The organism is Neobacillus niacini (assembly GCF_030817695.1).
In the GTDB taxonomy this organism is placed as follows: domain Bacteria; phylum Bacillota; class Bacilli; order Bacillales; family Cytobacillaceae; genus Neobacillus; species Neobacillus niacini_F.
In genome coordinates, this window is sequence record NZ_JAUSZQ010000002.1 from 2,823,246 (window position 1) to 2,845,000 (window position 21,755).

Consider the following 21,755-nt stretch of genomic DNA (forward strand, 5'->3'; position numbering starts at 1 on the left):
CCGCAAGTAAATGGCAGCTATCCGTAACTAAATTCAATCATCCGCAACTAAATAATAAATTTTGTATTATCGCTAACCATCATTGTTTTTTGTTAATATAATTTATACTGATATTTAGGGCGGGTGAGTGAACATGGGAGCAATCATTTTGTTTGATGGAATTTGTAACCTCTGTAACAAAAGTGTTCAGTTTATTATCAAGCGAGATCCAATCGGATATTTCAAGTTTGCTTCACTCCAAAGTGAGACAGGAAAGCGTTTATTAAAGCAATATGGGGTAAGTAAACAGATTGACAGTATCATTGTCATTGAAAATAAAAAAGTATATTTCAAATCAAGTGCAGCATTACAGATATGCGGAAAATTAACTGGATTTTGGAAGTTGTTTACTGTACTAAGGGTCCTCCCTCCAGTTTTTAGAGATTTCCTTTATGACAAAGTGGCAAAAAATCGTTATAAATGGTTTGGCAAAAGGGACAGCTGCATGCTGCCTACAGCAGAAATAAAAAAACGGTTCTTGGAATAAGGAAAAATTTTCGAAAAATGGACATGTTCACTACATGCATGTACAAAGAGGTACATATATTATATTAACCCATGATACAATACCTCCTTTAGAAAGTGGCCCCACCACTTTCTTTTTTTTTGCAATTAAAAAAGCACTTAGAAAAGTGCTTTGAATTAAGATTTTTGATAATTCAATTCCCAAATTACCCCAAACTGATCCTGAACTCTTCCATATTTAGCACCCCAAAATGTATCCTCCAGTTCCATAAGTGCCTTTCCGTTTTTTCTTAAAGAGTTATATAAATGTTGAATCTCCTCTTCACTTTCAGGCTCAAGTGTAAGCGTAATATTGTTCCCCACAACAACTGACTGTCCTGGAAAGGTATCTGAAAACATAAGCGATATACCACCCTTACTTAGCTTAGCGTGCATGACACGATGATCCGCTTCTGGCGGAGTAGGATAATCAGCTTCACCAAAGGTTTGAAGACCAATAATTTCAGCCCTTAGGACTTCTTTATAAAACTCCAAAGCTTGTTTTGCATTTCCGTCAAAAGATAAATATGGCGTAACCTGCCCCTTCATGGTAAACACTCCCTTTTATCAAATAAGCACCAATATATTATTTTTCCCTAAAAATATAGCCTTCAATCAAAAAACTCAAAAAAAAAGACCTTTGACAGATGTCAAAGGCAAAAGGCGAGCTTAGTGGTCAAGGCTAAGCTCTAGTTTTAGGAGGTCTAAACTCAGAAGAATTTAAACAAGTTTATTATATCATTTTCCGAAAATTCTTTCAACAGTTTAAAGCGTTAAAGTTGAAAAGTTATGAACTTGTAATAATACCTCCTATTATAAGTAAATCATTAAATAGTAGTAAAGATAATAATAAAAATAATTAGTTGACAGTCTTGTATATACAAGTTAGAATGTAACCGTAACCAAAATACTTGTATATACACGTTGGTGTATCGAGTTGTTAACGTACACATAAATCTGTAAATATAAGGAAATAATACACTATATATAGAATTGGAGACTTCCAATTCGTACAGGGGGAAAAAATAATGACGAAGTTTACTGAGTCAGCGAAAGAACTCCTCGAACACGTTGGGGGTAAGGAAAATATTGCTGCCGTAACCCATTGTGTGACGAGAATGCGCTTTGTTTTAAATGATCCTAGCAAAGCGGATGTAACAAAAATTGAAGCTCTTAAACCGGTAAAAGGAACTTTTACCCAAGCAGGACAATTCCAGGTAATCATCGGAAATGATGTATCTACCTTCTATAATGATTTTGTTAAAGTAGCCGGTGTTAGCGAAACAACAAAAGAAGATGCAAAAGTTGCTGCAAAGCAAAATATGAATTGGCTGCAACGAATGATTGCCCATCTTGCGGATATCTTTACACCATTAATTCCTGCATTAGTTGTCGGTGGTTTAATCCTTGGATTCAGAAACGTAATCGGTGACATTAAATTGCTTGAAGATGGAACGAAGACGATCGTCGAAGTTTCTCAGTTTTGGGCTGGTGTTCACGCCTTCCTTTGGTTGATTGGTGAAGCAGTGTTCCACTTCCTGCCTGTCGGTATTACATGGGCAGTCGCTAGAAAAATGGGTGCAACACCAATCCTTGGTATTGTCCTTGGTATTACATTAGTATCTCCGCAATTACTAAATGCCTATGGCGTTGCAGGAGCAGAAGAAATTCCTACTTGGGATTTTGGCTTTGCTCAAATTGAAATGATTGGTTATCAAGCACAAGTAATCCCTGCTATTTTAGCTGGATTCCTACTCTCTTTCTTAGAGTTAAGACTTAGAAAAATAGTTCCGAATTCAATCTCTATGATTGTTGTACCATTCTTAGCGTTACTTCCAACTGTATTAATTGCACATATTGTTTTAGGTCCTGTTGGTTGGACAATTGGTTCTTGGATTTCTGATGTTGTATATACAAGTTTAACATCAGCATTTGGCTGGTTATTTGCTGCTATCTTTGGTTTTGCTTATGCACCACTAGTTATAACAGGTTTACACCATATGACTAATGCAATTGACTTACAATTAATGTCAGAGCTTGGCGGAACGAACCTTTGGCCTATGATTGCCTTATCAAACATTGCTCAAGGTTCTGCTGTTCTAGCGATGATCTACATTAATCGTAAAAATGAAGAAGAAAAACAAGTATCTATTCCAGCAGCGATCTCTTGTTACCTAGGTGTTACAGAGCCAGCGATGTTTGGTATTAACTTAAAATATGGCTTCCCTTTCCTTGCAGCTATGATTGGTTCTCTCGTAGCAGCAGTCATTTCTGTAGGTAGTGATGTAATGGCTAACTCAATCGGTGTCGGCGGTCTTCCAGGATTCCTTTCCATACAGCCGCAGCACATGATGATGTTTGCAGTGGCAATGTTAGTAGCGATTGTAGTTCCTTTCCTTTTAACCATCATCTTTGCAAAAACAGGAATGAACAAATTTTCTTTTAAAAAGTAATACTCCAATTTTTTAGGAGGGAGACCATCTCCCTCCTTTTCATTATTAGCGTCACAAAAAATATAGGCAGGTGTATATCATGGCAACATCATGGTGGAAAAAAGCAGTAGTATATCAAATTTATCCAAAAAGTTTTAATGATACGACCGGTAATGGTACCGGTGATATCCAGGGAATTATCGAGAAGCTCGACTACTTAAAGGAGCTTGGTGTCGATGTTCTTTGGCTCACTCCGATTTATAAATCCCCTCAACGAGATAATGGTTATGATATAAGCGACTATTACAACATCCAAGAAGAATACGGTACGATGGATGACTTCGACCAGCTTCTTGCAGAAGCACACAAGCGCGGAATCAAAATCATTATGGATATCGTCATCAACCATACATCCACTGAACATGAGTGGTTCAAGCAAGCCAAATCCTCAAAAGATAATCCATACCGCGATTTTTATATATGGAAAGATGGAAAGGATGGCCTCCCTCCTACCAACTGGGAATCAAAATTTGGCGGCTCAGCGTGGCAATGGGATGAAACCACTGGCCAGTATTACCTCCATTTATTTGATGTTACCCAGGCAGATTTAAACTGGGAAAACCCAAAGGTTCGTAAAGCCTTATATGAAATGATGCATTTCTGGCTAAAAAAAGGTGTCGATGGCTTCAGACTAGATGTGATCAATTTGATATCGAAAAATCAGCAGTTTCCTGAGGATGACAGTGACGGCCGTAAATTTTATACAGATGGACCAAGAATTCATGAGTTCCTCCATGAGATGAACCAAGAGGTATTTTCAAAATATGACATTATGACTGTTGGTGAAATGTCTTCTACTTCGATTGATAATTGCATTCGCTACACAAATCCACGTGAAGAAGAGCTTAATATGACGTTCAGCTTCCATCATTTAAAAGTGGATTATCCAAATGGAGACAAATGGACGAAAGCAGATTTTGACTTTCAAGCATTGAAAAACATTCTGTCAGATTGGCAGGTTGAGATGAATAAGGGCGGCGGCTGGAATGCCCTCTTCTGGTGCAACCATGACCAGCCACGTGTTGTCTCAAGGTTTGGAGATGATCAACAGTACCATAAAGAATCAGCAAAAATGCTTGCGACAACCATCCATATGATGCAAGGAACTCCTTATATTTATCAAGGGGAAGAATTTGGAATGACCAATCCGAAGTTCGACAAAATTGATGATTATCGAGATGTGGAATCATTGAATATGTTTGAAATTCTGAAAAAGGAAGGATTGTCAGAACAAGAGATTATCGAGATTTTAAAACAAAAATCTCGTGATAATTCCCGAACTCCAGTCCAATGGAATTCTAGTAAACATGCTGGATTTACAACTGGTACTCCTTGGATTCATACAGCTGCTAATTACAAGGAAATAAATGCAGAAAATGCGATGAAGGATTCAGACTCTGTCTTTTATCACTATCAAGAACTCATCCGGTTACGGAAAGAATATGATGTGATTACGAACGGGGATTATGAATTGATTTCCGAAGACCATGATTCTGTCTTTGCTTTTGTACGCAAAACGGAACATGAAATGCTGTTGGTGATTAATAATTTTTATGGAAAAGTCACGACCTTTTCTCTCCCAGAGAAGTTAGACATTGATGGCTTGTCAAATGGTGTGTTACTCTCAAATTATGAGGACTCTGTACCACTCGCCAAGGAAATTCAGTTAAGACCGTATGAGTCCATTGTTTATCATTTGAAAAAATAATGGGAGATTTTTATGACGAATAAGTATCAAATTATCTTTAATAGTATTGTGGACCAGATTAAAAGCGGGGAAATCCCGCCAAATTCCCTTCTCCCCTCTGAAAATGAACTGAAGGAGCAATACGATACTTCTAGAGAAACGATTAGAAAAGCATTAAACCTGCTGGCTCAAAATGGCTACATTCAAAAAGTAAGGGGCAAAGGTTCGATTGTCATTGATATTAATAAATTTGATTTTCCGGTTTCTGGTCTGGTTAGTTTTAAAGAGCTGGCTGATAAAATGGAAAAAAAGCCAAGGACAATTGTCAATGAGTTATCATTAATTTTCAAGCCGGATGCCTATATCAGGCAGCAGCTTCAGCTTTCAGGCAAGGACCAAGTTTGGAAAATCGTTCGAACGCGGGAAATTGGCGGTAAGAAAATCATTCTTGATAAAGATTATCTTGCAGCAAAATACGTCCCTTCAATTACGGAGGAAATATGCGCAAACTCCATTTATGCCTACCTTGAAAATGAATTAAACCTGAAGATTAGTTTTGCCAAAAAAGAAATAGTCGTAGAAGAACCAACTGCGGAGGATCGTTCATTTTTAGACTTAGAAGGTTTTCATAATATTGTCGTCATCAAAAACTATGTCTATTTAGAGGATGCCAGCCTATTTCAATATACTGAATCCCGGCATCGTCCTGACAAATTCAGATTTGTCGACTTTGCCCGCAGAACACAGTAAAAACCTCAATTCAATTTGAGGTTTTTTCTTTTTGGTTCCCTGCAAGTCAAAAAATGCTTGTTAGAGGGAAGCAAAATGTGTTTTTGGTTCCCTACTGAGCATGAAAGGCTTATAAGAGGGAATCAAAAGTTGATTTTGCTTCCCTGCCAGGTGAAAAAAGCAACTAAGCGGGAATTAAAAGTAGTTTTTGCTTCCCTGCAAGGTAAATAAAGCGGATTGGAGGGAAGCAAAAGGTACTTACTCCTTCCTATTCCTTAGCTCAGCTACAATAAAGAGGTCTTTATAAAATTTTTCTACTCTCTCGATCTTCAATCCTTGTGATGTAAATGCCTTTAATGTTTCTCTATTCAGACAACAGCCATCGCAGATTTTTTTCCACAGAGGTGTGAGGCCTTCCTGCATGCTGCTAAGCACGGTATTTTCCATCTTGACGTGTTCAAATATTAGTATTTTTCCGTTAGGTTTACATACCCGTTTTAACTCGTTAATTGCCTCTTCAACATTCGGTATCGTACAAAAAACAAGTGTTGCCACGACGGTATCAAAAGTATCATCCTCAAACGGAAGCCTTTCTGCGCTCGCATTAACCATCTCAATTGGCACCACTGCTAATTTACGCTTTGAAAGTGATTGGTCAATCATATGTTGACTCGGTTCAATGGCGATGACAAGATCAACATTCCTATACAAAGGAAAATTCACTCCAGTCCCTGAACCAATTTCAAGCACCTTCCCTGTCGCACTTTTAAGCAGATCCTCTCGCACCCTTTTAAACTTCCTCTGTTCCAAAGGTCCCATAAAAAAATCATACCATTTTGCAAATTGATTACTCAAAATCTTCAACTCCTAATCTAGATAATAGTAGCATTCGCCTATCTGATGGTCTAGTGATTTACGTTAAAACCAATTAAACTGTGCGAATTTTCGCTGACTTCCGTCCGAATTTTTAGTAAAATTATGAATTTTATCCATCCTGCAATATGTATAATTAAAGAGTGTCTATTAAAGCATAGGGAGGGAAACTGAAGTGGAAAAAATTATAAACGATTTTCTGGGGATACCAACTACCTGCATATCAGACGCCATGGATGGTTTAAATACCTTGCATCCCGCGATTCAACCACTAAAGGAGAATTATAAGATTGCCGGACGAGCTTACACAGTGAAAGTACCTATAGGTGAAAATCTTTCCGTCTTAAAAGCAATTCGAGAAGCTAATCCTGGTGATATTTTAGTAGTCGACGCCAAAGGTGACCAATACAGGGCGATTGCCGGTGATTTTGTTATAGGCATGGCACAATCATTGGGGATTGGCGGTCTTGTGGTTGATGGTGTCATACGAGACATTGTCGGGGTGAAAGCTTTGAATTTTCCCGTATTTTCAAGAGGAACGACAGTCGCAGCAAGTGGTAAAGCGGGAGTTGGTCAAGTGAATGTCCCAATTTCATGCGGCGGTGTTCCTGTGAATCCTGGGGATATCATAGTGGGAGATGCCGACGGAGTGGTGGTCATTCCTCGAGCAATGGAACAACGAATTTTGGCTTCATCTATAGAAAAAATGAAAAAAGACGAACTTAGAGAAGCAAGTATTTCTGGGAAACCTGATGCAGTACGGAAACATCTCGATCAATTATTATCAAAATAAGACCTATTTTTTAAACAGCTTAAACAACCTGCCAAACCAGATAAACAACCTCCCTGCCCATCGAATGACACCATGAAAAAGAACTTCTACAATAAAACTAACAATGAGCTCAAATAATAGGTGCATAGGAATCCCATCCGATAAAGTGTCTTGTACACTATTGTGCACAAATTAACCTTCTTTATGTGAATTCAAAAGGTGTAAAAAACCAAGAGCACTTTTAAAATATTTGTAGAAGTTTAATGGTACTAATCCTCCTTTACTGCCAATACAATAGAATATACGTTCGATGAGGAGGAGAGGATCTTGGTTAAACAGAATGATTCCTTCATTACAGATGAGATGTTAGTTAAATATTATGAGCTTAATAAGAAGAAAAAGGAAATTGAACTGGAAATGAATCAATTAAAGGACCTGTTTCAGGACTATTTTAATAAACTGGTAGGTCCTACAAATAAAGCTGAAATCACGATTAATGGCTATAAGCTGCAACGGCAAATTAGGAAAGTTGAAAAATATAATGAAGACGTTACCGTCAAAAGATTAGAAGAATTACAAATGAACGATCTGGTTCAGGTTGTTAAAAAGCCAGATGACGTAAAAATTAAATCCGCCCTTCAACTGGGGTTATTAAGTGAAAGCAATCTAGAAGGCTGCATCGTTACCTCATACTCCCCTGCGATTTCCGTAAAAACATTAACACCGCGATAATCGTTAAAGTCATTAGACAATGCTACTGTCTAATGGCTTTTCTTTTTTTAACCGAAAGTTTTCCCAAAATCATCTTTTAAACTTTTTCAATTTCTGGTAAATTAGTAGAATGGTTTATTTGGAGGGGATTATTTTGACTACACTTGGCGCTACTTTGTCTTACCCGCGGACAAAGGGAATTTTATTAGTATTAATCGCGGCGACATCTTGGGGTGTCTCGGGAACTGTGGCCCAGTACCTATTTCATCAGCAAGGCTTCAGTACTAACTGGCTTGTGGTAATACGATTACTTTTGGCCGGACTGGGTTTATTACTTTTTGCTCATATAGTTGGGAAACAAAATATATGGAGTATTTGGAAAAATAAGCAGGACATTTTACAGCTTGTTGTGTTTGGAATTATTGGTATGCTCGGTGTTCAATACACCTTCTTTATGGCCATAGAGCAAGGAAATGCCGCCACTGCCACCGTTTTGCAATATTTGGCACCGGTACTGATCGCCTTATATTTTTGTTTCCGTACCAAGTCATTACCAGTGAAACATGAGGTGATTGCCATTGTGTTTGCGCTTGGCGGCACCTTCCTACTTGTTACTAAAGGTAATATCCAGTCGCTTTCGACATCTGGCTCTGCATTTGGCTGGGGAATACTATCTGCATTTGCTCTAGCTTTTTATACTCTTTACCCGGTAAAACTGCTTACAAAATGGGGAACAACGTTAACCGTTGGCTGGGGTATGATGATCGGAGGTATTGGGTTAAGTTTCTTCCATCCTCCATGGAAATTTGAAGGGCACTGGTCGCCTACCTCTTTTATGGCTGTTGCATTTGTTGTTCTAGTTGGCACATTAATCGCATTTCTCTGCTTTATGGAAAGCCTGAAATACATAAAAGCTTCTGAGGCGAGTCTTCTAGCTTGTATTGAACCGCTCTCTGCCGCCTTTCTAGCCGTAGCCTGGCTTCATGTTTCCTTTATTCCAATTGAATGGCTGGGAGCACTTTCTATTATTGCAACGATTTTTATACTTTCCGTAGTCAAACGGTAACAAGAAAAGCCATCTAACATATCAGATGGCTTTTCTCTATGATTATTTTACTCTTGCAAAACCAAATCCTGACGCATAGTCATCTCCAGTTGTTGCACCATAGCCGCCTTTAATGTCATACAATTTGGATCTTCTTTGTAACTCTGAACGAAGCTGAGCGTTAGACAATGACAAATTAGATGACCAGATTTTTGCTGCTAAACCTGATACATGTGGAGTAGCCATGGAAGTTCCACTGATGGTATTGTAATTCCCATCATACCATGTTGATTCAATTGCTGCGCCTGGTGCAGAAATTTCTACATCCTTTTCTTGAATTACGTAATCACCATCTGTTAAAGGATTACCGCGAGATGAGAAATTGGCAACGCGGTAGGTGCCATTTTGCTGGACATTTTCTAAGGCTGCTACTGCAATGGCATTCTTTAAGGCAGCGGGATATCCAATCGTGTTAGCCGCATATCCTGAGTTACCTGCTGCTGCAACAACTAGAACTCCCTTGCCATATGCATAATCTACAGCACTAGCAATCATCGTATCTTTTCCACTTGAGCCAAGTGACATCGAAAGGACTACTTTTGAGCCTGTTCTAACAGCTTCATCCGCTACATGACGAATGGCTCCAGCAATATCATCGGAATATCCTGATCCACTGTCCGTTAATACTTTATATGCCCAAAGTTTCGCCTGCGGAGCAACACCATAGATACCTAAACCATCGGAGGCTCCATGTGCCAATACAGTTCCAGCGACGTGTGTACCATGCCCGTTACGGTCCGTACATGAATTATTAACAATAGGTGAAGATGATTGGGTAAAGTCCTTACATTGTTCTGCACTTCCCACCAAATCATAGTGATTGATATACGTACCCGTATCTAAAACAGCAACCTTAATCCCAGATCCGCCAGATGTACTTGTGATGTTAGGGTCATTATAAATCGCTTGCATTCCCCAAGGTGTTCTGTCACTTGGAAGTGATGTAATAGCTGTTGTACCAATTTTATCTTTTGAAGTATTTTCAATACGATCTAATTGAACCTCGGAAACCTTTTCAATCGATAAATTTTTATTGTTTAATAATGCTTGATATTGTTTGGAATTAATAGTGGTTGTATAACCTTCAGCTCCAAAATCCCATCGTACTCCAGTTGTTTGTTTTGCTTTTGCTTTTTCAGAACTTGGTCCATTGATAAAGACCCGGTAAGTTTCTTTTGAATCTGTTCCCTCGCCATAGGCGGCTGAGGCAAACAACGAAACCCCCATGGTTAATGCTAGTAAGCATGAGGCAATGCTTTTTTTCTTTTTCATCTCATTTCCCCTCTCCTGCCTTTTTTTATGTACAGCTTTCATACGCTTTAATATTGAGTTTATTTAGAAATTTCTAATTAATCAATACACTGCAGGTTGGGAAATAATTTTATATGTAAACGAATTCTACGAAAGAAAAAACAATGTAGCTTCACATCAATAATGCGGACAAAAAACGGAGAGATCATAAGATTTCTCCGTTTTTTACCCTTTTATGATAGGAACGTTTTTATAGCAATCGCGAATACAAATACTGCCAGAAAAATACTAATATATCCACGGCGTTTTATCCCTCGTTTAAGCTCGTCCAAACCACCCGCTAAAATAAAAGCACTTAAACTCAACATCATGATTGGCTGCGCCACAAAATTTTTTGTAACTAATCCATATCCCGCCAATAATATAACAATGATTCCTAATGTAATTCTTATTTTCTTTAACAAGGTAAACCTCCCTATTCTAATTGTACAATACAAAAGTAGAACCACAATAGAAAAAGCTGCCAAGTGACAGCTTCTTCAAAGTGCGTTATTCTGATAATTTACGGTATTGCCCACCGAAATATAACAATGGATCCCCTTCATTTACCTTAAGGTCTATAACCTCGCCGATAAATAAAATGTGGTCACCTGCCTCAACCTCGTTGTAAAGATTACACGTCATGTTGGCAAGTGCTCCTTGGATAACTGGCAAATTACCAAATTGCTCAAAGTTATATGGAGTTTCCTCTTTTATTTGTCCTGCAAACCGCATCGATTCTGTTTGTTGTTCTGCCGATAAAAAGCTGACTGCGAATTTTTTGGATTTTTGAATTAAAGGCAGCATTCTTGCTCTTTTATCAATGGAAACAAGAATTAATTTAGGATTTAATGAGACAGAAACAAATGCATTCGCTGTCATCCCATGTGACTCGCCATCTACTTCTGTTGACACAACGGTTATCCCCGTTGCAAATTTCCCCATTGCATTACGAAAGAAACGATCATCCATTTTCGACACCCCTACCCTTTTTTACGTTATCATGCTCATCTTATTAAAAACTTGTTTACATAGAACAGAAATTCTTTCTTAATATTATAATCTTTGGAATCTGGTGTCTATTATTATGATTCAAACTATTCTAAATCCTATTTTCCTCATCATATTCCTGTCAACCAAAAAACTTAATTGACTTTTCGAAAAATTTAAAATACCATCGAAGTATCTATACCTGGTGGAAAATTATGAAGTTTGATGTCATTGTAGTAGGTGCAGTGCTCGCTGGTTTAGTGGCAACAGCTGAGCTTGCAGAAGCACGGTATCCGCATTCTTCCGGGACCACGATTATCGGCGGCTGCCTATTTACTGGCAGACAAGCGGGACGTGCACTAGCAAAAGAAATAGATTAATTAATTTGATAATTTTGTAAATATAGAAGGATAATTTTATAGGAATGTAGAAACTTTTGATAGTATAAACAATGGTGAGGTGTTACAGCATGGACAGCAGCACAGTTAGTGTTAGTTTACAAACTAGACAGAATAAAGTTATTCCCTATAATGATAGATTAGCACCTTTCTATATTCGCCAAGCACTATATTCTATTATACCAGACGAGACCGAACATCTGTATGTGATTGGGATTGGATCTAGTCGGATTAATGGTGATAGCTTAGGCCCTTTTGTTGGAAGTTTGTTGAAGAACAACTTTCCTGATCGCTTAACTGTTTTTGGAAACCTGCAGGCTCCACTAGACGCAACAACACTTATCCCGGCACTAGGACAACTCTCTTTTCGAAAAAATAGTTTTATTATTGCAATTGATAGTGTTTTAGGAAGTGAAGAATTTGTTAATTCTATCGTGGTCAGGGATGGGCCGATAGTCCCTGGTATTGGATTAGGAAATATTCTTCCTCCAATTGGGAACTGCAATATAACAGGTGTGGTCCTCGAGAATGATTCAGCCTTAAAAAATTCCTTGTTATGTACAGATCTCAATCTTGTTTATACAATGGCCACTTCGATTGCGAAGGGTATTTCTTTAACCGTAAGACAATATTTTAAATACCCATCTTACCAGCCAATTTTAACTTATTAAAAGGGTTTACATAAAAAAATAATGGTCCCGCTTTGGAGATCTGTCCTTTTTCTTTATAAGCATTCAAAATGTGTTCCGACTGTGACTTTGTATATGAAAAATAAACGGTAGAAGTCCGGCTAAATTGGGAAATACCCTTATTTCCTTAAAAATAAGGGAGGTTTTTCCGTTTATATTCTCCAAATCTTTGGATTTTGTCTTGTTTAAAGCAGTTAATCGGATTACCTCCGCTTATATCCGTTTCTTAAGCTTCCCTTATATACTTAGCAGGAAATTCTCCGCCTATGAATTCTCATACCTACACAACATCAATACGGAGAGGGCGGAAATGGTTTGCAAACTTCTTAATGAGTAAAATTCGTCATTCGCAATACGAAGAATTAGCGATTAAAAGCAAAAATAGCAAGGGTATAAACCCTTGCTATTGACGTTTTGTGATAGAAAACGGCACTAGTTAGGAATTAGCAGCTCTTTTTCTATTGTTAAAATTCTTGAACTTTCCCATCAATAATGGTCATTTCGATCTTTGTATTTAATAGTTCATCTGGATTTTCCAATTCGAATAGATTCTTAGAATACACCGTCATATCCGCTAACTTCCCTCTTGAAATCGTACCTTTTATCGCTTCTTCGTTAGTAGCGTAAGCCCCGCCAACTGTAAAAAGCTTAACTGCTTCTAACATTGAGATTTTCTGACTCTCATTCCAGGACTCATCCCTGCCGGGGGTTTTTCGAGTAACAGCTGCATGAATTCCTAGCAATGGATCAACAGGTTCAACTGGGGCATCAGACCCTCCTGCACAGATAACCCCTTTAGACAATAAGGATTTCCATGCATATAAATAGGGTTCCCGCTCCTTTCCTATCCGTTCGATTACCCATGGATAATCCCCAACAACAAACCTAGGCTGGATATCGGCTACAATACTTGGGTCTTTTAATCGCGCTATTAAATCTTCTCTAACTAATGACGTGTGTATAATTCGATCACGATAGCTCACCTTTGGAAATTGATCTAGGATATCGAGAACATTCTCTAACGCCTGATCACCTATCGTATGAACGGCTATAGGCATGGATTCCTTACGGGCGTCTTTTACAATGTTAAAAAGAACTTCTTCCGTTTGCATGGATTCTCCAAACTGGCCTGGTTCATCATGATAAGGCTCTGATAGTAATGCAGTTCTTCTACCAAATGCTCCATCTGCAAATATCTTAATAGCACCGATTTGTAATTTTTCGTTGCCATAACCGGCTGCCATCCCTTTTTCCTTTAAAGCTTGCAAGAAGGGATAATCAATCAAAAGGTTGCAGCGTAAGCCATTTTGTTCTTGATTGATTAATTCATCATACATACGATATGTTTGATCAAGTCCTCCTAGATAGGCAGGATCATTCGTATGTACACTGGTAAGTCCTTTACTAATAGCGAATTTCATTGCCTGTCCCAAACCAGTTTTTAATTCATCGTATGTTTTATCAGGGATGTGTTTGGTGATTAATTGAGAAGCCGACTCCAACAGCAGCCCTGTTGGTTTTTTTGTTTGTGGATCCAATACCATCCTTCCGCCCTTCGGCACCTCAATCGAAGGGAGATAATGACTCATTTCAAGTGCTTTACTATTTACTAAAAATGCATGATAGCAAATCCTTTTAAGGTAAATCGGACAATGCGGTGCAACGTGGTCTAATTCCTCGATAGTCGGAATTGATCCTTCTGTAAAAAGATTCTCGTCCCAGCCCATTCCGATCAGCCATTTACCAGGAACAACAGTATCCGCTTTTTGCTTTATTTTATTAAGCATTTCGGTTTTAGATGTTACCCCTGTTAAATCTAAGTCCAAGAAATTAAATGCCACACCGGACATGTGTAAGTGGCTGTCAATGAGTCCAGGAGTAACCATTTTCCCCTGCAGGTCAATTACTCTTGCCCCCGCTCTTCCCCATTGTAAATTCATCTCGTGATGTGAACCTAAATCTAGTATCCTGCCTTTGTCAATGACTACAGACTCAACCACTGGCTGGTTTGAATCAAGGGTATAAATGACCCCATTTGTATAAATTGTCTTCGACACATAGCCCCCACCTTGTACTTTATTGTAATCTTTAATCTATTATAAAGGAAAATTCAATTTCAGTGGAAGTATTGTTACCCAATTACCTTTCTTGCAGGCATTACGGTAACAATAGTCCTTGGATTGTTACCCAATAATCAGTCCATTTTCAAATTAGAAAAGCAAAGAGCCCAAAATGGGCTCTTTTATCTATACAAGCATTTGGAACAAGGTGCTGTCATTATTTACTTCACGGTAAACAAATCCTTTTGCCTTAATACGCTCAATCAGTGGGAAATAATCATCTTTACACTTCAGCTCAATTCCGACTAAGGCTGGACCGGTTTCACGATTATTCTTTTTTGTGTATTCAAAATGGCTGATATCATCATTTGGCCCTAGGACATCGTCTAAAAACTCACGTAGTGCCCCTGGACGCTGTGGAAATTGAACAATAAAGTAATGCTGCAGCCCCTCATATAGCTTCGAACGTTCTTTGATTTCTTGCATCCGGCCGATATCGTTGTTTCCTCCACTGACGATACAGACAACCGTTTTACCTTTAATTTCATCTGTAAATTGATCAAGTGCTGCAATTGAAAGTGCACCTGTTGGTTCAACCACAATCGCATTTTCGTTATAGAGAGATAAAAGTGTGGTGCAGACTTTTCCTTCTGGTACCACGACAATATCATCAACTACTTCTTTGCAAATCTCAAAAGTCATCGAACCGACGGTCTTGACGGCTGCACCATCGACAAACGGGTCAATTTCTTTCAGAGTGGTCACTTCTCCATTAAAAATAGACTCCTTCATCCCTGCTGCCCCTTGAGGTTCTACACCGATTAATTGGGTGTCTGGTGAAAAATGTTTCATATAGGTACCGACTCCGGACAGAAGCCCCCCACCGCCAATAGCCCCAAATAGGTAATCAATTTTTTCAGGGCAATCATTTAATAGTTCAACTGCTACTGTTCCTTGACCAGCAATCACGTCTGGATCATCGAATGGATGAATAAACGTTCTATTTTCTACTTGACTACATTCCATTGCTTTTTCATATGCGTCATCAAAGGTATCCCCTACTAAAACAATCTCAACATGATCCTTGCCCCAAAATTTTACTTGATTAACCTTTTGTTTTGGAGTAGTAGTCGGCATAAAAACCTTCCCGTTAATTTTTAAATGGTTGCAAGAATAGGCTACCCCTTGTGCGTGATTCCCTGCGCTTGCGCAAATAATTCCATTTTCTAATTCTTCCGCTGTTAATTTTTTAATGCGATTATAAGCACCTCGGATTTTAAAAGAACGAACACTTTGCATGTCTTCCCTTTTTAAATAAATATGACAGTCATATCGCTCAGATAATAAGTGATTATACTGCAGAGGAGTTGGCGAAATCACATCCTTAATGGTGTGGCTTGCAATAATGATATCCTCTACTTGGACAGTTTTTTCTTTTTGATCTACTTGTTGATTCATTTCACTTTCCTCCTCTTTTTTTGATCCAACTACATCGCCCTTTTAAGGCGTATATTTTTTTGAAAACAACAAAAAACCCGCCCCATTGTATAGGGACGAGTTTAACTCGCGATACCACCCTACTTCCGCAGCAAAAATCACCGGCTGCGGCTCTCGATTAACGTATCTTAATGATACGTGTTCCAAGTAACGGTGGACTATTCCGGTATAGCTTACATCTATCCTTTCAGCTACACATCTCGGAGATGATCTTCAGTTAAGCCCTGCCATCGACTCCCAGCAAATGTCGACTCTCTTGGGACAAGCTGCTTAACCTACTGTTCTCGTCATCAATTCGTTTTAAATTATTAATAAGATTATCACTGTAAAGCGACAGAGTCAATATTATTTGACTATTATAATTATTTTGTAAATTTTAAAGCGTTTTCATTGAAAAAGTTCTTTACAATTCATTATCTTTCCTACCTTAGAATCTCAATGGTATAATTTTATTTAAATGTAAAATAATTCTGAATATAAAGGAGAATGTTAACGATGAATATCTCATATAAAGGGAAATCACCTACGGTTCATGAAAGTGTATTTGTAGCACCTGGAGCTTATATTATTGGTGATGTTACCATCGGAGAAGAATCTACCGTCTGGTTTAATGCTGTGTTACGGGGAGATGATGGCCCAATCAGTGTTGGTAAAAGATGCAGTATTCAGGATAACTCCACCATTCATCTGTATGAAGGTTCTCCAGTTGAAATTGGAGACGATGTAACCATTGGACATAATGTTATTTTGCATGGCTGCAAGATTGGAGGAAATTCGATCATCGGTATGGGGTCGACTTTACTAGATAATGTTGAAGTCGGAGAAGAATGTATTATTGGTGCAAACACACTTTTAGCTGGCGGGATTAAGATCCCTCCTCGTTCACTCGTTCTAGGTTCACCAGGGAAAGTCGTTCGTGAATTAACAGAAAAGGACCTGCAAATGCTTAAATATTCCAGTGATAACTATGTGGAAAAAGGAAAAGAATATAAAGAAATATTAAAATAATTTTTACGTAAAAAAAGTCCAATTATAAAGTGGACTTTTTTTCATATAAAAAGGCAAGCATAGTACTATGCTCACCTTTTGTTCCTACAATGCGAAACGATCATACTTTAAGAATACACTGTGTTTAGTATAAGGGGCTTCCTTAACAAAATATTCACCCTACATTGAAGATTATTAAGGATATAAGTTAACCTAATCCCTAGAAGCATTAAGGTTCTTAATAATCTAAAAAGTATATTCAAAGTATATCCCCCCACATTGAAGTTTAGTGTTATTGACTAACACTAAGTCTATTATTCATCGGTGAAGGTATTTTCATTCAACACAAGTATACCTCTACTTTGATAGTGCTGTCTCTCCAACCTGTGATGTTTTTTCTGGAATTCGCATGCTGAGAAAAATAGTAATGAAACTCAAAATAAGTGCGAATAAGAAGACGTTTTTCATTCCTATGGCTAGTGTAACACCATGGTTAATAATGACACCCATAATGGTCACCCCAACGGACGCCCCGATATTTCGTAAAAATATTTGGAGTGAAGTTGATATTCCTTTTAAATTGGCATCGGCAAACTCTTGTGAGGCAATGGTTCCAAGGGCAAACAATAAACCAAAGCAAAAACCCTGCACCGTTAACATTATAAACAAACCTATATAGGATAAATCCTGGATAAATAAATAAAGAATCAATCCTGAAGCGGTTGTGACAATACTGCCGATCATAAATAAAACTTTATAGCCAAAGCGAATAATCCATTTTCCGGCAGGAGTACTTCCAAACGACCAGCCAATTGCAATGCTTAACAAGATCAATCCACTTTTATAAATGCTCATTTCACTGCCTTCCTGTAAATATAACGGGATAAAGTTCGATGTTCCATAGAAAGACAGGCAGTAAATTAACATAAAAAGATTTGTCGATCGAAGACCTTTATTTTTTAATAAGGCAACCGGAAGAAACGGATGTTGCTCTTTTCTTTCCACTAGGACAAATAGTATAAACCCTATAACACCACTTAGAACGTACCAGAAAGGTTTGCTCATGCTGCTTGATAACAATAAAAGTGTAATAGAAATTCCAAAAAGGAAGAATCCTTTATAATCTATATGTGTCTTTTTGTATTCCGTAGCTTCCTTATATGGTATTAAACAAAGAATCGTGGCAATTCCAATAGGGATATTGATAAAAAATATCCACCTCCACGTCAACTCTTCCACAAAAAAGGATCCTAATACAGGTCCAATAATGGAAGATACCGCCCATATACCGCTAAATACTGCTTGGATTTTCCCTCGTTTTTCAATCGTGAATAAATCCCCCACTATGATCATGGAGAGAGGTATCATTCCACCTGCACCTAATCCTTGTATGCCTCTAAAAATTATCAACGTCACCATGGAATTAGCTAAACCACAAAGAATCGATCCGATGGTAAATAAAGCGACGGCAAACATTAAAAGTTTTTTTCGACCGTACATATCTGATAATTTCCCGTAAAGAGGAACCGTTATGGTACTTACTAACATATAAACAACAAATATCCATGAAAACAATTCAAAGCCCCCAAGTTGATTAACAATCGTTGGACTTGCTGTTTGCATGATATTTGTATCAAGGGCTGAAATAAGTGTGGTAATGACAAGCCCGATAAACACATACTTATTCTTGTTCATTTTGTTCCTCCTGGATAGAGTGATATTCATTTCAAATTTTTTACAAAGGTGAATTCACCCCTACTATTATAGCAAAATGCTATTTTTAGTAACTACCTTTTTCTAATTACTGCTAAATGGTTAGTCACTTCTTTTAATTGGGTATGCTAGTACCTATACGAAGGGGGCAAAACCATGAAAAAAACAATCATTGAGTTAATGGATGAACGGGTGAAAGAACAAATTGAATTTGAAATCAATGGAATGAAGTTTACAAAAAATTTCAGGTCACCCACAGCAGAGGAATGGTATATTTTTCTCCCAAGTTATAGTGATCCTTTAACCGGAGGGGCTGCTGGAAAAACGATTATTCATTATAACCTGTATGACACAAAACAAATTTTTATCAACACTACCATTATTTTTGATGATCCTTCCTTACATAAAAGCGAACAGCACCAACTGGTTTATGCTGTTGCAGATGAAATTGTGAATCGGCTGGTAGGTTATGCAGACACGCTATTATCTGTTCATTCTGGCGAAAATTCATATAATGCTGAGTATAAACAGTAAAGAGTTCATCCAGGCCTTAGGATGAACTCTTTTCGCTTTACTGTATTCCAGGAAACCACCCTGGTGTGTGAGTAATCGCCTGCCATAGTGGATCAGGAATTACAAGCTGCTCTTGATTATTCTTATTAATCTCCGTAATAATTTCATTTTCTTTACCCTCTTTTACCTTTTGTACCCAATCAGGATCAATAATCATTTCACGTCCTAGGGCAATCAGTGCAACCCCTGTTTGGAAAGCTTTTAAAGCTTCATCTGGTGTATAGATGGAGCCGACCCCAATCACTGGGACTTTATCTCCGACCCGTTCTTGTATGATTTCAATCCGAGAACGAGAATCCTCCACACCTCTTCTCGGAGTGGACCAGAAATCTTGCAGAGAGACATGAAGATAGTCTAGATTCTTTTTTGCAAGTTCATCAATCAAGACAAGCGTATCTGCCATGGTAATACCAGGTGTTTCTGCCTCTTCCGGAGAAAAGCGATATCCAACAATAAATGGCCCCTTGGTATTTTCAGCTACTACGCGCTTAACTTCATCTACAACAGCCATTGGGAAGGTTAAGCGTTTTTCTAACTGCCTCCCCAATGATCGTCACGACGGTTGGAGTGTGGAGAGAAAAATTGTTGAATAAGATAACCGTTTGCACCATGGATTTCAACTCCATCATAGCCCGCTTCTATAGCACGGCGTGTGGTTTCACCAAAATCGCGGATAATAGAACGAACTTCTTGATCAGATAACTCTCGTGGAACCGGCTTCCCATTACCTTCTGCTGGGATATTACAAGCACTAACAACATCGCCATCGGGTATTAATTCAGGCGGCACCTGCCTGCCCCCGTGGAAGATTTGTAATATTGCCTTGGCTCCTTGCTCTTTTATTGCAGTTGCGAGCTTTTGTAAGCTAGGTATTAATTCATCCCGATCCCCGCCAAATTCTCCATGAAATCCTTTCCCATTCGCTGTAACGTAAGTACAGGCGGTAATAACCATCCCAACGCCGCCAGAACGTCTTGCATAATATTTTACCTCTGACTCCGTAACCGTCCCATCAGGATTGGATGACCAATTTGTCATGGGTGCCATCACCAATCGGTTTTTTATTTGGATTCCATTCTTAAATGTCAATGTTTCAAATAATGGTTCATATTTATAATTCACCGCTATGTACCCCCCGTGTTATAACTATTTTTTTGCTATCTTATTTTCCAGTTATTTTATCTAAAATAAACTTGTAAATAATACAAAAAACCACCTTGCTTTTAGACAAGATGGAAAAGTTGGTTGAAAATATGCTGGTTACGTCTGCTTTCTTTTGCTTTATATAATTCTGCATTAGCAAGTTTAATTAAATCCTCTGGTTTCGTTTTTTCATCCGGGTGTTAATGTTCCTTTTTAAGGATATAACAGGTATATTTATCAATTAAAACCCCTTTGGCCGTAAAAAAGCCAGTCAGATAAGACTGGCGTTAGTTTCTTAGTTAACATAACATTATTATGTATTAACGATTTACTCTGCAGGTGCTTCCTCTACTGCAATTTGGTATGCATCCAAAATAGACTGACTTTCGACTGGATCGGAAATTCCAACTAAATATTGGTCTCCTTCTTCCCCTTCAACTTGCATGACCATCGTTTCATCCTCTGCTGTCAAAAGTGCATACGACCTGCCTTCCATCTCAAATAACGCCTCAACAGCGAAATCCTTTAGGTTTCCTTGCTCATCCTTTATGGTAATATAATCACGGTGTTCATCGTGCATCATATTTCAATCACCTCCATAAGCTTAATATCTCCTTAGAGAGAAAATCTAATAAGGAAACAGTTGGAGATGCGTTACCATGATTTTTCGTTAAAACTTGCGCCTTTCCAGCACAATAGATTCTCTGATTATCATTCCTTTTGAGTTAATGTTCTAAACATTAGGTGACGATTATTTTGAATATATAAAAAACACAACCATAGTCAGGTTGTGTTTTTGGTTTGCCTAGCAACGTCCTACTCTCACAGGGACAAAGTCCCAACTACCATCGGCGCTGAGAAGCTTAACTTCCGTGTTCGGTATGGGAACGGGTGTGACCTTCTCGCCATTATTGCCAGACTATAAAATTTTGAGGTTTCATTCCCTCAAAACTAGATAATTTCAGAAGAAGTGTGTAAAACGAGTTCACCTTAAAAAATGGTTAAGTCCTCGAACGATTAGTATCAGTCAGCTCCACATGTTACCACGCTTCCACCTCTGACCTATCAACCTGATCATCTTTCAGGGTTCTTACTAGCTTGACGCTATGGGAAATCTCATCTTGAGGGGGGCTTCATGCTTAGATGCTTTCAGCACTTATCCCGTCCGCACATAGCTACCCAGCGATGCCTTTGGCAAGACAACTGGTACACCAGCGGTGCGTCCATCCCGGTCCTCTCGTACTAAGGACAGCTCCTCTCAAATTTCCTGCGCCCACGACGGATAGGGACCGAACTGTCTCACGACGTTCTGAACCCAGCTCGCGTACCGCTTTAATGGGCGAACAGCCCAACCCTTGGGACCGACTACAGCCCCAGGATGCGATGAGCCGACATCGAGGTGCCAAACCTCCCCGTCGATGTGGACTCTTGGGGGAGATAAGCCTGTTATCCCCGGGGTAGCTTTTATCCGTTGAGCGATGGCCCTTCCATGCGGAACCACCG

The 21,755-nt window shown here is 38.6% G+C and carries 20 protein-coding genes, 2 rRNA genes, 1 pseudogene and 1 other annotated feature (1 of these 24 only partly in view); of the genes and pseudogenes, 11 read left to right on the plus strand and 12 right to left on the minus strand.

Annotated features, from left to right (window positions below; genetic code table 11):
- Positions 1-133 precede the first annotated feature (133 nt).
- A complete protein-coding gene (locus QFZ28_RS14505; RefSeq protein ID WP_307195285.1) occupies positions 134-526 on the plus strand; it encodes a thiol-disulfide oxidoreductase DCC family protein in 393 nt (130 codons plus the stop codon).
- 155 nt (positions 527-681) lie between these two features.
- Here the strand turns inward: QFZ28_RS14505 and QFZ28_RS14510 are convergent, their stop codons facing one another.
- On the minus strand, positions 682-1,092 hold the full coding sequence (locus QFZ28_RS14510) for a VOC family protein (RefSeq protein WP_307195286.1): 411 nt from the start codon (positions 1,090-1,092) through the stop codon (positions 682-684).
- Between the two features lie 479 nt (positions 1,093-1,571).
- Here QFZ28_RS14510 and treP point away from each other — a divergent pair, with 479 nt between their 5' ends.
- From treP to treR, 3 genes are all read left to right on the plus strand, one after another.
- Entirely contained in the window at positions 1,572-2,996 is a 1,425-nt protein-coding gene (treP, locus tag QFZ28_RS14515) for a PTS system trehalose-specific EIIBC component (protein WP_307195287.1), read from the plus strand.
- Between the two features lie 79 nt (positions 2,997-3,075).
- Entirely contained in the window at positions 3,076-4,743 is a 1,668-nt protein-coding gene (gene treC / locus QFZ28_RS14520) for an alpha,alpha-phosphotrehalase (protein ID WP_307195288.1), read from the plus strand.
- Between the two features lie 12 nt (positions 4,744-4,755).
- Positions 4,756-5,472 carry a trehalose operon repressor gene (treR, locus tag QFZ28_RS14525; RefSeq protein ID WP_307195289.1) on the plus strand — a complete coding sequence of 239 codons (717 nt, stop codon included), beginning with the start codon at positions 4,756-4,758 and terminating at the stop codon, positions 5,470-5,472.
- 237 nt (positions 5,473-5,709) lie between these two features.
- Here the strand turns inward: treR and QFZ28_RS14530 are convergent, their stop codons facing one another.
- Positions 5,710-6,306: a class I SAM-dependent methyltransferase gene (locus QFZ28_RS14530; protein ID WP_307195290.1), complete on the minus strand. Its 597-nt coding sequence runs from the start codon at positions 6,304-6,306 to the stop codon at positions 5,710-5,712.
- A 193-nt stretch (positions 6,307-6,499) separates the two neighbouring features.
- On the opposite strand from QFZ28_RS14530, the gene QFZ28_RS14535 reads away from it, so the two are divergent.
- The 3 genes from QFZ28_RS14535 (at position 6,500) to QFZ28_RS14545 (ending at position 8,873) form a co-directional block, all read left to right on the plus strand.
- Positions 6,500-7,117, plus strand: coding sequence for an RraA family protein (locus tag QFZ28_RS14535; RefSeq protein WP_307195291.1), 618 nt, complete (start codon positions 6,500-6,502; stop codon positions 7,115-7,117).
- A 306-nt stretch (positions 7,118-7,423) separates the two neighbouring features.
- On the plus strand, positions 7,424-7,828 hold the full coding sequence (locus QFZ28_RS14540) for a hypothetical protein (RefSeq protein WP_307195292.1): 405 nt from the start codon (positions 7,424-7,426) through the stop codon (positions 7,826-7,828).
- A 133-nt stretch (positions 7,829-7,961) separates the two neighbouring features.
- Entirely contained in the window at positions 7,962-8,873 is a 912-nt protein-coding gene (locus QFZ28_RS14545; RefSeq protein WP_307195293.1) for a DMT family transporter, read from the plus strand.
- Positions 8,874-8,915: 42 nt separating this feature from the next.
- Here the strand turns inward: QFZ28_RS14545 and QFZ28_RS14550 are convergent, their stop codons facing one another.
- The 3 genes from QFZ28_RS14550 to QFZ28_RS14560 all read right to left on the minus strand — a co-directional run bounded on the left by QFZ28_RS14550 (position 8,916) and on the right by QFZ28_RS14560 (position 11,174).
- Positions 8,916-10,184, minus strand: a complete 1,269-nt coding sequence (locus tag QFZ28_RS14550) for a S8 family peptidase (RefSeq protein ID WP_307195294.1) — start codon at positions 10,182-10,184, stop codon at positions 8,916-8,918.
- A gap of 212 nt (positions 10,185-10,396) precedes the next feature.
- Positions 10,397-10,627 (minus strand): hypothetical protein, encoded by a 231-nt coding sequence (locus tag QFZ28_RS14555; RefSeq protein WP_307195295.1) that lies wholly within the window; start codon positions 10,625-10,627, stop codon positions 10,397-10,399.
- An 85-nt stretch (positions 10,628-10,712) separates the two neighbouring features.
- On the minus strand, positions 10,713-11,174 hold the full coding sequence (locus QFZ28_RS14560) for a flavin reductase family protein (RefSeq protein ID WP_307195296.1): 462 nt from the start codon (positions 11,172-11,174) through the stop codon (positions 10,713-10,715).
- Positions 11,175-11,407: 233 nt separating this feature from the next.
- Here QFZ28_RS14560 and QFZ28_RS14565 point away from each other — a divergent pair, with 233 nt between their 5' ends.
- Both QFZ28_RS14565 and yyaC read left to right on the plus strand, forming a co-directional pair.
- A complete protein-coding gene (locus tag QFZ28_RS14565; protein ID WP_307195297.1) occupies positions 11,408-11,572 on the plus strand; it encodes a hypothetical protein in 165 nt (54 codons plus the stop codon).
- 89 nt (positions 11,573-11,661) lie between these two features.
- The gene (gene yyaC / locus QFZ28_RS14570) at positions 11,662-12,261 is read left to right on the plus strand and encodes a spore protease YyaC (RefSeq protein WP_307195298.1); all 600 of its coding nucleotides are present in this window, start codon (positions 11,662-11,664) and stop codon (positions 12,259-12,261) included.
- 482 nt (positions 12,262-12,743) lie between these two features.
- Here the strand turns inward: yyaC and QFZ28_RS14575 are convergent, their stop codons facing one another.
- Entirely contained in the window at positions 12,744-14,336 is a 1,593-nt protein-coding gene (locus QFZ28_RS14575) for an amidohydrolase (RefSeq protein ID WP_307195299.1), read from the minus strand.
- A 189-nt stretch (positions 14,337-14,525) separates the two neighbouring features.
- Positions 14,526-15,797 (minus strand): threonine ammonia-lyase IlvA, encoded by a 1,272-nt coding sequence (gene ilvA, locus QFZ28_RS14580; protein WP_307195300.1) that lies wholly within the window; start codon positions 15,795-15,797, stop codon positions 14,526-14,528.
- Positions 15,798-15,885: 88 nt separating this feature from the next.
- Positions 15,886-16,136 (minus strand) — a binding site (T-box leader).
- Positions 16,137-16,331: 195 nt separating this feature from the next.
- On the opposite strand from ilvA, the gene QFZ28_RS14585 reads away from it, so the two are divergent.
- The gene (locus QFZ28_RS14585) at positions 16,332-16,844 is read left to right on the plus strand and encodes a gamma carbonic anhydrase family protein (protein WP_307195301.1); all 513 of its coding nucleotides are present in this window, start codon (positions 16,332-16,334) and stop codon (positions 16,842-16,844) included.
- A gap of 336 nt (positions 16,845-17,180) precedes the next feature.
- On the opposite strand, the gene QFZ28_RS14590 is transcribed toward QFZ28_RS14585, so the two are convergent.
- Positions 17,181-18,518, minus strand: a complete 1,338-nt coding sequence (locus tag QFZ28_RS14590) for an MDR family MFS transporter (protein WP_307195302.1) — start codon at positions 18,516-18,518, stop codon at positions 17,181-17,183.
- A 174-nt stretch (positions 18,519-18,692) separates the two neighbouring features.
- On the opposite strand from QFZ28_RS14590, the gene QFZ28_RS14595 reads away from it, so the two are divergent.
- Positions 18,693-19,070: a hypothetical protein gene (locus QFZ28_RS14595; RefSeq protein ID WP_307195303.1), complete on the plus strand. Its 378-nt coding sequence runs from the start codon at positions 18,693-18,695 to the stop codon at positions 19,068-19,070.
- Positions 19,071-19,107: 37 nt separating this feature from the next.
- Here the strand turns inward: QFZ28_RS14595 and QFZ28_RS14600 are convergent.
- From QFZ28_RS14600 to QFZ28_RS14615, 4 genes and pseudogenes are all read right to left on the minus strand, one after another.
- Positions 19,108-20,231: pseudogene (locus QFZ28_RS14600) on the minus strand (NADH-dependent flavin oxidoreductase).
- A 349-nt stretch (positions 20,232-20,580) separates the two neighbouring features.
- On the minus strand, positions 20,581-20,835 hold the full coding sequence (locus QFZ28_RS14605) for a DUF1292 domain-containing protein (RefSeq protein ID WP_307195304.1): 255 nt from the start codon (positions 20,833-20,835) through the stop codon (positions 20,581-20,583).
- A gap of 220 nt (positions 20,836-21,055) precedes the next feature.
- Positions 21,056-21,171 (minus strand): 5S ribosomal RNA (rrf, locus tag QFZ28_RS14610).
- Between the two features lie 78 nt (positions 21,172-21,249).
- Positions 21,250-21,755: ribosomal RNA gene (locus QFZ28_RS14615) — 23S ribosomal RNA — on the minus strand (it continues 2,433 nt past the right edge of the window).